The sequence below is a fragment of the Mycoplasma testudinis ATCC 43263 genome, from assembly GCF_000687795.1.
GTDB lineage: Bacteria > Bacillota_I > Bacilli_A > Mycoplasmatales > Mycoplasmoidaceae > Mycoplasmoides > Mycoplasmoides testudinis.
Genome location: NZ_JHXT01000002.1, coordinates 40,828 through 56,263, shown reverse-complemented (window position 1 = coordinate 56,263; position 15,436 = coordinate 40,828). Strand labels below are relative to the sequence as shown.

The following is a 15,436-nucleotide window of genomic DNA, read 5'->3' as shown; positions in this document are numbered from 1 at the left end:
TTTAATCACTTGTGAAGCAAAAATATTATGAGACGAATTTTAAAAGATTTTTTAACTGAAGATACAAAAAAATCTCCTATTATTGAGTTTGATTTTTTGCTGCTTTCAATCGTTGGAGATTTGCATAGTGATCCAATGACTATGCATTTGTCTCCGCATTTAAAATTATATGAATATGACCGTTATCTTTCGCCTAATGGAAGTGATCGATTGTGGCGCGAAATTGCTTCAGTTTTGCAACGTAGCACTAAGCCTTATGCCGGAGTTGCTAAAATTGGTGAATCGTGAGTCGCGGCTCGTAAAACACGTCTATTGTCATCTAAAAATGCTTACGAGCGAGTACGAATAATAGATAGTAATTATTTTGAATTTTTCAAGCAAAATCCTCACGAGATTTATGCGAAACATTTGAGCCATTTTAATAACAACCCAATAAAGAAAAACTTCTTATTAAATCGATTAAATCAAATTAAGAATTTGCAATCATTTGAACGTTTTAATATGAGTTTGGAAATATTGAAGAACGTTCGGACATATGCAGAAAAAAGGTTATTACTTATTAACCAATCCTTTAAAACTTTGAATTCCCAATTTTATAACGTCCATCAAGTAAACTTAACTCATTTACTATTACTAATTCGTGAATCGTTATCGGTTTCTGAAAACAATCGTGCTTTTGATAACGATTTGATTTCGCTTTCTTTGCAGACACAAAAATTGATTGAAAACTACTTATATTTTCCAGTTGTTTTGCCAATAAACAATTATTTGCAAAGATTAAAAAATATTGATGAGAGAATAACTGCAGCAAAATACGATTCAGTTAATGGGATATCAGCTTATGATGCGGCTAAAAATACTTTTCAACTGCGTGCTCATCAAAGTGACTTTGAAAAACGTTTGAAAAAAGATACCCATGATTGTAAAGTTATTATTGCCAGTTGAATCCGTTTATTAAAAGCAAGAAAACTTAGAAATATTTTTGTTCAGTTTGTGATGACTGACAAGGTGAGTCGAATTGATGCAAAAATATCTTTGCGAAAACGGCAAGACCAATTAAAAATAGCTAAGAAGATTTATCGGCTTAAATTGTGTTCTCCGCGAATGTGTCACGAGATTATCGCTGACACGAAAAAATTAGTTGACCAGCATTATAGTTCTCTTGAAGCCTTAATAGCAAATCCTCCAAGTACAGATGACCCATCAAAACTGGCTATTTTTTATAAGGATATGGAAAACGTTTTTAGAAATAAGACGAAACAATCAATTTTTAATCGAGAAATCAAAGCGAGTATTTTTTTAAAAAATATTTATGACCAACATTTAAAAAACGTAAGTAAGTTATTGTATGAAGAAGCCGTTATTAAACATCAGATATCCGTTTCGATTGACCTTCAAGAGCACTTTAAAAAAGAGCATCTAAGTAGAATTTCAAAATCTAAATTTGCTTGTATACCTTTTGCAAAAACAAGATTAGAAAAATCAATTCATATGATTAAAGCAATCCAATTGCTGGAAAAGTTTTATCATAGTCAAACAACATATTTTATTAAACACTATCAAAATCTTTTTTTACGTTCGAACAACGTCTTAGTATTTTCAACTGCTTATACAAAAATTTTGAATTGAAAAGAAATTAGTTTAACTTATAGTGAATTAGATTTTAAAAAACGTACAGCGAACGGTTTACCAAAACCCTATTTTAGTATGGCAAGTCGTTTTACTTTAGTAAACGAAATTATTAATAAGCGGTATCAAGTAGCTTTAGAAGAAATGAAACTTTTTGTTAAGGGGATTGTTCATTTTCCAAGCCTTCGAACGACGCGCAAAAAAATTGCTTTAGGTTGACGCCGTAAGATTCGTGAACATTTCAATACATCCTTAATTTCTTCAAAAGATAACTTTATTGCTAAGTTGTTTGCAGAAAATAATAATTTGGAAGAATTAAATGATGATAATTGATCAAAAAATATTATTTCTTTTGATCCATATAAACAATACGAATCTAAAAAAATGTACTGTGAATTTTTGTCCTCAAAATTAACTAATTTAATTCATCAAAAGAATGACTTAAAATGTCGTGTTAAATCGTATAAAAAGGATATTCGACTACAGCAAAATATTGCCAAAAATAAATTTAAAGATTTAATAAGTAAGATTCGTCTTCTGTATAATATTTTTAAAAAAAATAGCATGAAACTATTGAAAAATATTCAGATTGTAAACCAGGTTGCTTTAAAAACGAATATGGTTGTGAACAAAAAAGCGATTAACGAAAGTGAATTTACTCGGACGTTTGAAACCAATATTTATATTCTTAAACGCCATTTGTGATTGATGCAGTTTTTAAACAAGGCAACCTCTCTAAAGTGGTTTTTCAATCAGCAAAGATGTTTAGAGTATTTTAATCAATTTGAAGTTAGTAAAAAATTGATTGATGTCGGACTAAATGAATTTTATTTATTTACGTCTCCCGAAACGTTTGATAATTCTGATTTTTTAAGGTTATATCTAGGGATTCAATTTCTGGTAAATCCCAAAGTTCTTATTTATTGTGGTTTACCGCTTAATAGCCAGCACGAAAAAAACTTTGTTAAGGGATTATTAGTAGGTGAGCAAAATCAACAAGGTTTTGCGATGATTTTTTTAGAATCTACAGAGCCCGAAAGTAAAAAAGTGTGTACTTGAACTTTGCCAAAATTTTAATAAGGAATAAATAATGAATAAACCAGTTAAGTTAAACAGTCACGAAATTATAAGTGTTAGAGGAGCTCGTGAAAATAATTTAAAAAATCTGAACATAGATATTCCTAAAAATCAATTGGTAGTAATTACAGGATTATCAGGATCTGGAAAATCTTCATTAGCCTTTGACACTATTTATGCTGAAGGTCAAAGACGTTATTTAGAATCTTTATCATCTTATGCCCGGCAATTTTTAGGTGGAAATGAAAAACCTGATGTTGATTCAATCGATGGATTGTCTCCTGCAATTTCTATTGACCAGAAATCAACGTCTCACAATCCTCGTTCAACAGTTGGTACTGTAACTGAAATTTATGATTATTTGCGCGTTTTATGAGCACGTATTGGATTGCCTTATTGTCCCAATGGTCATGGGCTTATTAAAACCCAAACCATTAAACAGATTACCGACCAAATCTATGCTCAAGATGAAGATAAAAAATTGCAAGTATTAGCACCTATAGTCCGTAATCAAAAAGGGACCTTTAAAAATGAATTTGAAAAACTTCGCCAAAAAGGTTTTTTGCGAGTTTTTGTTGATGGAACAGTCTATTCTTTAGACGATAAAATAGAATTAGATAAAAATAACCGTCATGATATCAGTGTTGTTATTGACCGAATAGTTTTGCACCATGATAATTTAACCAAAACCCGGCTTAATGATGCCATTGAAACAGCGGCTCAAGCTGGTAAAGGGAATGTTAATATTTTGAGTGATAACGAGTTGTTTACTTTTAGTCAACATCACTCGTGTGAAAAATGTGGATTTAATATTCCTGAATTAGAACCAAGGTTATTTTCGTTTAACTCTCCTATCGGAGCGTGTTCTTACTGTAAAGGACTAGGGTTTACTTATGAACCAGATGAAGAACGAATGATGCCAAACAAGTCTTTATCAATCTTAGAAGGTGGGATAGATTATTTCAAAAATATTGTTAATACTACATCTTTAGATTGACAACGCTTTAGTGCCTTATTAAAACACTATGCCATTCCTTTAGATGTTGCTTTACAAGATTTGTCTAAGAAACAATTAAAAATTATTTTAGACGGAAGTGATGAACCAATTGAAGTTCGTTTATTGTCTGCATCAGGGCGTGGTTATGATAAGGTTGAAATGGTTGAGGGCGTGGCTGCTTTAATTAAAAGAAGACATATTGAAACTAGCAGTCAAATGGCTCGCGAGTATTATTCTAAATATATGGCCGAAAAAAAATGTGATACTTGTAAAGGTAAAAAATTGTCACCTAGTGCCCTTAGTGTAAGGGTTGGTAATTTAGATATTATTAACTTCACTGAATTGTCTATCAATAAGTCAATTGAATATCTGCTAGCATTAGAATTAACAAACGAACAAAAGCAAATATCTCGTCTGGCCTTAAAAGAGATAATTGATCGTTTGAGTTTTTTACAAAACGTGGGATTAGAGTACTTAACGTTGGCTCGAAGTGCCGCTACTTTATCTGGGGGCGAAAGCCAACGGATTAGATTAGCCACTCAAATTGGATCACATTTAACAGGCGTTTTGTACGTTTTAGATGAACCATCGATTGGTTTGCATCAAAAAGATAATGATCGTTTGATTGATACTTTAAAATCAATGCGTGATTTAGGTAATACTTTACTTGTAGTTGAACATGATGAAGATACAATGTGAGCTGCAGACCATTTAATCGATATTGGTCCAGGTGCTGGCGAAAACGGAGGTACCTTAGTTGCACAAGGAACTCCACAAGAAGTGGCGGATAATTCTAAATCAATTACCGGAAGATATTTAAGCGGAAAAGAAGCAATTGAAGTTCCGAAATCCCGGAGGGGTGGAAACAACAAAAAAATTGCTTTAAAAGGTGCTACCGGCAATAATTTAAAAAATATTGATGTTGAGTTTCCGTTAAACAAATTAGTTGTGGTTACAGGAGTTTCGGGAAGCGGGAAATCAACCCTTGTTAACCAAACTTTAGTTCCTGCTATTGAACGTTTAATCCTTAATAAATTTGTTAAGCCGCAACCCTATAAAACATTAGATGGAATTATGAATGTAGATAAGATTGTTACCATTTCTCAAGATCCTATTGGGCGAACTCCCCGTTCTAACCCAGCAACTTATGTTGGGGTTTTTGATGATATTCGAGATCTATTCTCACTAATTCCTGAAGCTAAAGCTCGTGGTTACGAACGTGGTAGATTTTCATTTAACGTCTCAGGTGGGCGCTGCGAACGCTGTGGTGGTGATGGGGTTTTAAGAATAGAGATGCATTTTTTGCCTGATGTTTATGTTAAATGTGAAGAATGTAATGGTAAAAAATATAATGACGCAACTTTAGAAATTAAATATAAAGGGAAATCTATTTATGATGTCTTGAGAATGTCTACAAGCGAAGCTCTAGAATTCTTCAAAAATGTCCCAAATATTAACCGTAAATTACAATTAATTTGCGATGTTGGTTTAGATTATTTGCAATTAGGCACAAATGCAACAGTTTTATCTGGTGGGGAAGCTCAGCGAATTAAACTGGCGAAGCATTTGCAAAAGCGAGCTACTGGAAAAACAATTTATGTTTTAGATGAACCAACAACCGGATTACATAGTCATGACATTAAAAAATTGATTGCTGTGTTAAATCGAATCGTCGACCATGGAGACACTGTAATTGTAATTGAACATAATTTAGATTTGATTCAAGTGGCTGATTACATAATAGATTTAGGCCCTAATGGTGGTGATGCAGGTGGAAAAATTATTGCTCGCGGAACACCCGAGCAATTAATTAAATTAACTGATGTTTCACATACTGCAGTATATTTAAAAAAACATCTTGAAAGATGAAACCAAAAAAAGGAAACTTCAAAAAATGATAAACGAAAATCTACATAATTTTTTTACAAGAACTTCTGTTCGCTCTTATGAAAAAACCCCTTTAAAGCCTGAACACGAAAAGGCAATTTTGGATATTATCAATAGCGCGCCAACATTTAGTAATGGCCATGATTTTAGTGCCATAGTTATTAAAGATCAAGTTACAAGAGATTTAATTGCGGGAGATTTACCTCACCAGCAACAAATTAAACAAGCGCCTTTATTTGTTTTATTTTGTGCGGACTGAAATCGGATTGATTATGCTGATACCAAAAATAATTTAAATTTAGTAACTAATGATTTGGATCAACTTTTAGTTGGCACCGGTGATGCTTTTATAGCAGCAACAATGGCGCAAGACGTTGCGCTTTCTTTGAACGTATCAACTTGTTTTATTGGTTTAGTGCGTGCTAACTTAGCGGGGTTAATTAAGTTATTAAATATTAGTGGTCGAGCAATCCCAATGATTGGAATGACTTTTGGCTATGCTGCTGAAAAAAACGAAATCAAACCCAAGATGAATAAACTCTTTTTTGAAAAATACAACCGCCAAGAATTGCAAACAGAAGTTGATAAATATGATCAAATTTTCGCTGAATACTACGCTTCTAGATCAACTAATAAAAAAATAAATCAAAACTGAAGTAGTTCTATGAGTTATTCTTATAATGACAAAGCAACGCGTAAAACAGGGAAGTTTATGAAGTCAATTTGAAAGTTTGAGCTTTAAAAATGAAAAAACCAGAAAATCATATAAACGATAAAAAAAATAACAAATTGTTGTATCACACACCTTTTTTGGATATGTTTCAATCTGCTAGAGGTTTTTTCTATTCACAAAGAAAAAACGTTAATAGCATTGCGGCCCTATGTTTTCGCTATAAACCCGATTTAACTGTTGAGTTTTTTGTTCATTACCAACCAATGCCTCAAATTGTTGAAAAACATTATATTGACGACATGTACCCATGTCCGATAACTGGAGGTTTTGATGGTAATGAGTCGCCTTTGGAATGTGCCATGCGAGAGGTGTATGAAGAAGGTGGATTGCACGTCAACGAATCCCATTTTATTGCAAGTACTAAAGCAATAGCTTCAACACAAATGAATGAACAGGTCTTTCATTTTCTTTTTGAAGTTACTAATGTTCCTCAAGAAATTCCAAAAACAGATGGATCTTTTTTTGAACAAATTGCAGATAACGTGTGATTAAATGAAGAACAACTTCGTAAAATTCTTTTAGACGAAAAAGCCGTTAAATTGAGTTCTTTATATATTTGTTATTTGCTCTGATTAGAACATCAAAATAAAAATTAGTTTCATTTTGATGCTGGTTGTTAATAAACTTCAAAACTAGTTTTTAATTTTTTTACATTCCTAAGAATTTATGTAAACGATTAATAATGTGTTGGAATTTTTCTTGCGCGTTTGGGATGGTGGCATTACTTAATACAAAATCTACACGGAAGTCGATTTCAGACTTTCCAATTCTACCTTTTTTAGTTTTTACTCAGGTTTTATTTCCGTGTCCATATGTCAAGAAGAAACTTGATTCAATGTTTGGATAAAAAATAATTGAATTTTCTTCCTGGTTTTCATTTTCACCAGCTTTGTCGTCATCAAAGACTTTAACGATCTTGATATATTTATCAACTTGCAAACATTCAAGTTCACTAAAGACTGAGTGAACTTCACCTTTTCCGCCACAATCTATGATTGAAATATATTGTTCTGGGAAATAACGATCAATAATATCTAAAAAGAAAGTTGTATCGTTTATCCCTTCAACTAAAATAGCTTTCTTGCTAAATAAAATTTGGGTTATCAAATTTACTCGGCGAGTATTATTGCGTTTCAAAACTTCGTGTAAATTCATTTCAAAATATCCATCATCACCACGTTTAAAACAGTAGTAATAATGTATTTTGGTGTAATGATATCTTTCGTTTTCAGCATAAATTGATTTTAATACTAGTGGTGAAAATGTTGCCATGTAAACGTTGATTCTTTCGCCAATTTTACAAATCAATTTAGACACTTTATACATTAATTCTGGGTGAAGAATATGTTCGGGAATATCTAAGATTACTGCCATCTCGGTGCGCTTTTCATTTTTTAAAAAGACTTCAAGTAAATGTGATAGGATGGCTAAAATTGTAAATGATCTTGTCCCTGTACTAGTTTCGCCAAAAACATCTTTCATGTTATTAAAAGTAACAATACCATTGTCATCGCAATCCATGCTATTAATAATGCACTTTTCAAAACTTGTTTCATTTTCATATTTAATTTTTAAATCATGAACAAATTCTTTTCATCTTAATGAAAGGGGTTGTTGGTTTTGCAGATTGTTTTTTATTAATTTAAAAAAATCTTCAATAAAGTTAACTAATTCACAAAGAAAAGGAACATAAAAATCTTCTTCAGATTTCAAAACTTTTTTAAAATAGTTTAAAAATTCTGCTTCACGCATGTCTGATTCGACATAAAAAGCTAATTTTGAAGCATCCCTTCTTTCGCTTAAGTGAAGACTTTTTCCGGTTTTATTTTCACCGATATATATTTCAATCATTTTAAAAATCCTTTTATTGTTTTTTGTTAAGTAAATTATAAAAGTATAAGATTAAAAATAAAAAGAATTTTTTTGAATCCTACTACTATAATTTAATCATATGATTTAATTTAGGATTAAGTATGAAAAAAGAAATTACAAGTAAAAAAGTTAGTCTAGATGAATTGGCTGTTAATACTATTAGAGTACTAGGTGTTGAGATGATTCAAAAAGCAAATTCAGGACATCCCGGAATTGTTTTAGGAGCATCATCAATTATTTATGCCTTGTTTAAAAACCACTTAAGTGTTAATCAAAAAGATTTAAATTATGTTAATCGCGATCGTTTTATATTAAGCGCTGGTCATGGAAGTGCACTGTTATACGCAACAATGTTAGTGAGTGAATATCCTTCAATTAAAATGGAAGATGTTAAAGCGTTCAGACAAATTAATTCAAAAACTTCTGGACACCCTGAAATGGAATTATTAAAAGGGGTTGATTACGGAACAGGACCTTTAGGTCAAGGAGCAGCCACTAGTGTTGGTTTTGCAATTGCTGAAGCTAACATGAATGCTAGATATCCGTCTTTGATTAATCACTATACATACTGTTTATTAGGTGATGGTTGTATGCAAGAAGGTGTAATCCATGAATCTTTAGCTATTGCAGGACGTTACAAATTAAACAAATTAATTTGGTTGTTTGATTCGAACCGAATCCAATTAGATGGTAAAGTTTCAGATTCGACAATAACAGATTATAGTCAACTTGTGAAAGCTCATGGATGGGATTATATTTGTGTAGAAGATGGGATGGATTACAATGCAGTTAGCAAAGCAATTGCTAAAGCAAAAACTAATAAAAAACCAACTTTTATTGAATGTAAAACCGTAATTGGTTATGAAAGCCCATTTGCTGATTCACATAATTGCCATGGTGCTCCACTTGGATCTGATAATATTGCAATTTTGCGCAAGAACTTAAACTATGAAGAAAAACCATTTACGATTTCCAAAAAACTTAAAGGTCACTTTAAAGCAATGTGAACTCGTGGCGAATCTAGTTTCAAAAAATACGAAAAAAATCTTGCTTCATTAAAAACTAAAAAGCCTGAAATTTATAAAACTTACGTTAATGAATTAAATAATAAGTTGAATTTATCCAAAGAAGCTTTTGCAGCAATCAAACTAAAAGATTTCGAAGCATCAAGAAATTTAGCAGGAGAAGTCTTCAAGGTTCTTAGCGATTTAAACAAAAATATTATGGTTGTTAATATTGATTTATCTGGATCAACAAAAATTAAACCAGCTAGTGGTAAACAATTTGATGTTAATGATTACACTGGCCAAAATATTAATGTTGGGGTTCGTGAATTTGCAGCCACAGCAATTACAACTGGAATTATTGCCCATAAAGGATTATTAGCTGTAACTTCAACGTTTATGAGCTTTGCTGATTATTGTAAACCAGCTTTACGCTTGGCCGCTATTAATGGCATTCCCACCGTTTGTGTTTTTAGCCACGACTCAATATCAGTTGGAGAAGATGGCCCAACCCACCAACCAGTTGAACAACTTACAATGCTGCGTTCAATGCCCAAAATGGAAGTTTATCGGCCAGCAAATTTATTTGAAATGTGTAATGCTTTTGTTTCTGCTTTTACAAGTAACCATCCAACTGCCATTATTACTTCACGAGCAGCATTTAAGCAATCTCATCCAGTAGGTCCAAAAGTGAACCCTTCTCAACCCTATTTTGTACTTGAACCAAGTAAACCGAAATTTTTGATTTTTGCAACTGGTAGTGAAGTTGGAACAGCACTTAACTTGGCAGATCGATTTGCTAAAGACAATGTTGCAGTTGGGGTGTTATCTATTCCAACGATGACTGCTTTCAGAGATTCATCTATTGCTTTCTTACAAACGTTTTCAAAATTATCTCCATTTAGTGTTTTATTAGAAAATGGTTCATCTTCTTTGTGGGGAGAATTCTTTAAACACAAAATCGGTTTAGATTCATATGGAGTTTCAGGAAAACCTGAAGATGTTATGAAACACTTTGGGCTTGACGAAGATAGCTTATATAAAAAGATTTCAAATATTTTCTTAAAGCAAAAACCTTCAAACAAGTAAACATTCAAAGTTCATTAAACGTTTTTTCTAAATAAAATAGAACTTTTAATTTATTCAATTATTGACAAAAACATCAAGAATTTCTCTAGCGATTAGGTTCCTAGAAACTTATCTTGATGTTTTGTTTTGCTTACGTTTAATGATGTGCGTAAGTTTGTTGTAACTGAAAATATCTTATTGAGTTTTTTTTCTATTTGGCTTAATAAAAACAACGTAATATTTTTTGTTTTAATTTGCACCCTAGATTCCATACAAACCTAGTAAGGAGCAGATTATTATTTTGTTAGTTAAATTTTTACATCAGTTGTAATATCGATTTTTCATTATTACTCTTATGACCGATAAATTTTGTAATATACTTTTAGCATTAAATATTACTACTACGAAAAACTAAAGAGCATTGTTTCATGAAGAAAGTTAAAGACAATAAGTTAACTGGCAAACAATTTTCATTGTTTGTTGTGAATCACATTGTTGGTTTTGGATTTATTGCTACTATTTCTGGGGTTATTAATCTTGGTCAATATGGGCTAATTGTTATTGTTTTAACGTCTTTAATTACGCTAGGAGTCGCTTTATGTTTTTCGCGTTTAGCTGCTAAGTTTCCAGGAAGTTATGGTGGATCATATCATTACGCAAAACAGGCCTACGGACGGAAGGCTGCATTTTTTGTAGGCTGAAATCAATTTATTCAAGGTCCGATATTGGACGCTACTGCACCTTTATTTTTAGCTAGCGCTTTAACAATTGTTGATGTAGTTCGAGAAAATCCTCAAGCCGTAATTGGCATTCGAGTTGGCTCAGTTTTATTTTTTATAGCTCTTGTTTTTATATCGACTATTGGCATTCGGGTCAGTAAACACTTAATCTTTTTATCTGCTTTAGTTAAATGACTAGTTTTGGCTCTTGGAATTGTTATTGCTTTGATTTTGTCCATTCGCGAAGGAGCATATACTACTAATTTCACATCTGCCAACCGAGTTTCTTCTTTAATGATTTTTTCTAATGTTATTTCCTTTATGTTTGCTTTTGGTGGAATGGAAGGTGTTGCAGCGATTTCATCTGACGTAAAAACCAAAAATTTTCGGAAAATACTAATGTTTGCTTTTGCTTTTATTCTTACTCTTTATTTTGTCGTATATATCATTCTTAACGGCCTAAAAATAGCGCCAGAAATAAAAAACTTTAGCCAAATATACCAAGGATTAATTGGCCTTACTGGTGTAATAATTTTTGTTGTTGGATTAGTTTTTAACAATATTTCTTCTCGTCTTACAAGTAGTATTATCGGAGCACGTACGATTGCACCATTAGCAGAAGATGGACTCTTGCCACGCGCTTTGGGGATGAAAAGTAAAAAAGGAGAACTTCGTAATGCCATTTTGTTTGCCGGTGGGCTCACAATTATTTCTTTAATTATCTTTTTTGTTATTCCGCTGGAATTACATTTAGAATCATTTTTTAATGATGTAATTCAATTAGGCACAATCGCTTTTTTAGTTCAGTATTTTTTTACGATGATGAGTGCTTTGGTGTTAGAAAAAACTAAAAAAATTGAACACATTCCTTTCTTGGAAAAGGTCGTTTATATTGTTTCCATGGTTTTAATTGCTATTTCGCTTTTAATTTTTCTTTTTCCACCAATTACAAATGAACCTTGACAGGTTCAAAAGACAATAATAATTGTGGCTTATATTGGTTTTATGGCAATTGGGTATTTGTTATATTTGATTCGTTATGCCCGCAAAAAAAGAAGAAACCATCACAAGCAGATTTATTAGATCAAGAAATTAATTAATCAAAATATTTATAAGGATTACTTTTTCTTCTACTTTCAAACTATGCCTAAAAACAATCGCTTTATTTTGCTGTGTATATTAAAATATCTAACAAAGGAAAATGATTAGATGTTCTCGGTCTCACAAATTTTAGTTATTGTTTTAGCTATTCTTTTTCTAATTGCAGTTGTTGCGTATATCGTATACGCAACCATTTTTGTACGAATTCGTAAAAGTGTTAACCAGATTTATATTAATCAAGAACGATATAATGAATTTGCAGCTAATTCATTTGTTAGTGCTGTAAAGCCATTTGAACTTTTATCTCGTAACAAGTCATATCTAAAGCCAGTAGTAGCATACATGAAAGAGTTTGATGCCTATTATAAAAAACAATTAAATCAAACTTTGCTCCCGATTAATGAATTGACAGTTTTAAAAAATCATTTTGATTTAAAGTTTACTAAATACACTTCTAAACAAATTGAAAACTATTTTGTTTCTTTGTCTTTGTTAAAAAAGCATTTTGATGATCTGACAGTTAATTCTTCTATCTACCAAAATAGTGCATCTAGATTAATTATTACTTATCGAAATTTGATTGATAAATTATCCTTGTTTTTAAAACATCATATTTTACAAAAGTATGACAGTATCGTTTTCAAAGATTTTTTAAATAACATCTCTCAGTATTTCGCCGATGCGGATTATTCTTATAATTCATTAAAAAATGATGTCTTTATTCACGATATGGAAAGTTTAAGAAAAGTTATCCATTCGTTGCTATTATGTACTAATAATCTTTATTTTTTAGATAAGAAAGCAGACTACGTGCGTTATCTTATTAAGGAAATTAATCAACAATATCAACGTTCGCGTAAAGATCCTAATCTTTTACAACCTTCACAATTGAATGAAATTTATCGAATTATTGATGAATCATCCACTTCGGTAAAAAGAGTGGACGAAAAATTACATTTATTACAGTTCAAAGATTCTGAAAACGCTTTAGTAGATTTATTGAATGTTTTGTTACCACTTAAAAAACGATTATATGATGAAAATGAGGCTCGTGAAATTGTTAGTTTGGGATTTGATAATTTTGTTAAGAGTGCAGACATGTTTGAAAAGAAGCACCAAGAATTAATCCAAGCTATCAATAATGTTGGTGAAAATTTCCGACGCGATAAAGATATCACTGATCGAACTACAAAAATTCAAACTAGTTTGACTGATATTCGCAACGCAATTCATTTTATTCAAGAAGAAAAAGAACAACGTCAACAAAACTATAGTGTTCTGCTTGAAAAAATAACAATGATTATTAGTTCAATATCTAATTTGCATAATGACTTAGAAGATCTAATTAAAGTTGCGGATGAAAAAATGAATGTTTATAAAAGCGTAATTCATGGAATAAATAATCTGAAATTAAAATACTCGCAACTTGAAACTATCATGATGCAAAATAAATTTTATCCTGAGCAATTAATTGCAGACGAATTCTTGACTGTAAAACAAGAAGTTAATTTAAAAGACAAAGCTTTATATTCTGATTATAATCTTGCTATTGCTAATTTTGATGAATTCTCAAAACGAGCTAATAAGACTTTCATTGACACCTTATATGCCGTAGTTGATTTAGCATCTTTAAAAGAAATTGCCCGCTCAACATTTTTATTTCTAAATAAATATCGGCGCGAAAGTGAAGAAATTGAAAAACGTTTGAATGAAATACAGGAAATGTATAATCGCGGTTCATATGAAAAATGTGTTCGTAATCAAATTAAGGTCTTGGAAATTATTAAAGCGTCCGCTTCACGTTTTAACTTGCCATTAAATTAGTTTCTGTTTTCTTGGTCTTAAAAAATAAACAATCTTAATTTTAACTACAGATAAAACTTTTTTAGTTTGTTTTTTGTGTTTTAAATATTTTTGCGCAGATGAAACATATCATCTATGTTTTAACATTTTATTATGAACCAAAAATCTTCATTTTGTGCTTCATGTTTGAATTCCAATGCGGATTAAAATAACCGCGTTAATTACTATATAAGAAATTATATACCCGACAATCATTACTCGTGGTCAGTCGGGAATATTTAAAAATTTACCTACTGCATCATATTCACCACCAATTCAATCACCACGAATGACTCCAGTACTATTTCCTATAATTTGTGGAATTACTGAAACAATGATTAGAACTCAAGAAAAATAAAATAGCGCAAAACCATGCATGTATGCAAATATTATTTTTCTTCAATTGCGAGTTCAGCAAATAACCATTAAACTTACTATCATCGATAAATAATGAATCATGAAATACAATTCACCTTGAGGCGAGCCAACAAAAATATAAAATCAAACGCCGTTTGGCAGATTCGAAATATTATTTACATCGTGAATAATTTCACCAAATAATGTAATGCCAGCACCAAACAATCCAAATGGTGCCATTACTTGAGCGGCCGTCTTATTTTTAAAAGTTAATGCTAAAGATCCAAAAATAATATAAAAAGGACATAAATCCAAAAGGAATAAACGGCTGTAATTTAAACTTATTTGATCGGGAAGATTTTGATTTGGTGGTTCCAATCTTCCTAAGGCAACGTATATTTGGCCTCTAAATTCGGGAACCAGGTATTGTAATTGCCTTCCTAAAAAAGCATAAGCAAACGCAATTAAACCAATTACTGCTCAAAACCATCATTTATTTGCAAGCCGCTTTGTAAAAGGACTTAGAATAATGATAATGATGGCAGTAATCACAATGATTAATATAAATGTTGTGCTTAACCCCATTGTTTGTTTCCTTAGAATTTATAGAAACTATTATAAATATTTGTTGGCAATAAATAGTATTTGCTTTTAGCGATTCATATAATGAATAAAAAAGAAAGTAATGATTTAAGTGTGTAAATGTCGTCACTTTTAATAAGTGATTAACATCGTGTTATTAAAAGTAGGGTGTGTAGTATAAAGTGTGTCGAACTCTTTTGTTAAAAATTAATTAACAAAAAGTTTTTCTTATGAGAAAGACAAAAGAATTAGCAATTCTTCCATTTCAAGAATATCGCGTTGTCTTTTTGGTATGATGATTGGTTTGAATAAACCATTTTGATCGCGAGGAGTCTTGATTTGTATTTTACCTACTGATGATGTCACTATTTTTTGGTAAATCCATTTCGATAATTTGCATCTTTTGATCGTTCATGTTCATCACGTCCCAAATGTTCTTTCATCTTAGTTTTTAAAATAGCGTTTAATGGTTCTGAAAAAACTTCAGTCATTGACTTAATTAAATTAGAAGCGCTTCTTTGATCAAAAATATCAGGGTTATCCAAGACCAAATTGGTTAAATTGGTTT

Annotated in this window: 11 protein-coding genes; 7 read left to right on the top strand and 4 right to left on the bottom strand. The window is 31.3% G+C overall.

Annotated elements, in window-relative coordinates; translation table 4 throughout:
* Nucleotides 1–27 precede the first annotated feature (27 nt).
* From T384_RS0100695 to T384_RS07220, 4 genes are read left to right on the top strand one after another with little or no spacing between them, the layout of a single operon-like run.
* Nucleotides 28–2,706 carry a hypothetical protein gene (locus T384_RS0100695; protein ID WP_027119423.1) on the top strand — a complete coding sequence of 893 codons (2,679 nt, stop codon included), beginning with the start codon at nucleotides 28–30 and terminating at the stop codon, nucleotides 2,704–2,706.
* Nucleotides 2,707–2,719: 13 nt separating this feature from the next.
* Nucleotides 2,720–5,620, top strand: coding sequence for an excinuclease ABC subunit UvrA (uvrA, locus tag T384_RS05990; protein WP_052663384.1), 2,901 nt, complete (start codon nucleotides 2,720–2,722; stop codon nucleotides 5,618–5,620).
* Entirely contained in the window at nucleotides 5,598–6,332 is a 735-nt protein-coding gene (locus T384_RS0100685) for a nitroreductase family protein (RefSeq protein ID WP_027119422.1), read from the top strand. The genes uvrA and T384_RS0100685 overlap by 23 nt, the downstream gene beginning before the upstream one ends.
* A 2-nt stretch (nucleotides 6,333–6,334) precedes the next feature.
* Nucleotides 6,335–6,919 (top strand): NUDIX hydrolase, encoded by a 585-nt coding sequence (locus T384_RS07220; protein WP_036498661.1) that lies wholly within the window; start codon nucleotides 6,335–6,337, stop codon nucleotides 6,917–6,919.
* 52 nt (nucleotides 6,920–6,971) lie between these two features.
* On the opposite strand, the gene T384_RS0100675 is transcribed toward T384_RS07220, so the two are convergent.
* On the bottom strand, nucleotides 6,972–8,174 hold the full coding sequence (locus tag T384_RS0100675; protein WP_027119420.1) for an ATP-dependent nuclease: 1,203 nt from the start codon (nucleotides 8,172–8,174) through the stop codon (nucleotides 6,972–6,974).
* A gap of 122 nt (nucleotides 8,175–8,296) precedes the next feature.
* Between T384_RS0100675 and T384_RS0100670 the strand changes: the two genes are divergently transcribed.
* The 3 genes from T384_RS0100670 (at nucleotide 8,297) to T384_RS0100660 (ending at nucleotide 13,911) form a co-directional block, all read left to right on the top strand.
* Nucleotides 8,297–10,288 carry a transketolase-like TK C-terminal-containing protein gene (locus T384_RS0100670; RefSeq protein ID WP_052663382.1) on the top strand — a complete coding sequence of 664 codons (1,992 nt, stop codon included), beginning with the start codon at nucleotides 8,297–8,299 and terminating at the stop codon, nucleotides 10,286–10,288.
* A gap of 407 nt (nucleotides 10,289–10,695) precedes the next feature.
* Nucleotides 10,696–12,069, top strand: a complete 1,374-nt coding sequence (locus tag T384_RS0100665) for an APC family permease (RefSeq protein WP_027119418.1) — start codon at nucleotides 10,696–10,698, stop codon at nucleotides 12,067–12,069.
* A gap of 126 nt (nucleotides 12,070–12,195) precedes the next feature.
* Nucleotides 12,196–13,911: a hypothetical protein gene (locus tag T384_RS0100660; RefSeq protein ID WP_027119417.1), complete on the top strand. Its 1,716-nt coding sequence runs from the start codon at nucleotides 12,196–12,198 to the stop codon at nucleotides 13,909–13,911.
* Here T384_RS0100660 and T384_RS05985 read toward each other — a convergent pair.
* The 3 genes from T384_RS05985 to T384_RS0100650 form a co-directional block, all read right to left on the bottom strand.
* Nucleotides 13,903–14,871: a DUF5378 family protein gene (locus T384_RS05985; RefSeq protein ID WP_052663381.1), complete on the bottom strand. Its 969-nt coding sequence runs from the start codon at nucleotides 14,869–14,871 to the stop codon at nucleotides 13,903–13,905. The genes T384_RS0100660 and T384_RS05985 overlap by 9 nt on opposite strands.
* A 225-nt stretch (nucleotides 14,872–15,096) precedes the next feature.
* Nucleotides 15,097–15,234: a transposase gene (locus tag T384_RS07620; RefSeq protein ID WP_169734570.1), complete on the bottom strand. Its 138-nt coding sequence runs from the start codon at nucleotides 15,232–15,234 to the stop codon at nucleotides 15,097–15,099.
* A complete protein-coding gene (locus T384_RS0100650; RefSeq protein WP_027119416.1) occupies nucleotides 15,234–15,413 on the bottom strand; it encodes a hypothetical protein in 180 nt (59 codons plus the stop codon). Before T384_RS0100650 ends, T384_RS07620 begins: the two co-directional genes overlap by 1 nt.
* Nucleotides 15,414–15,436 lie beyond the last annotated feature (23 nt).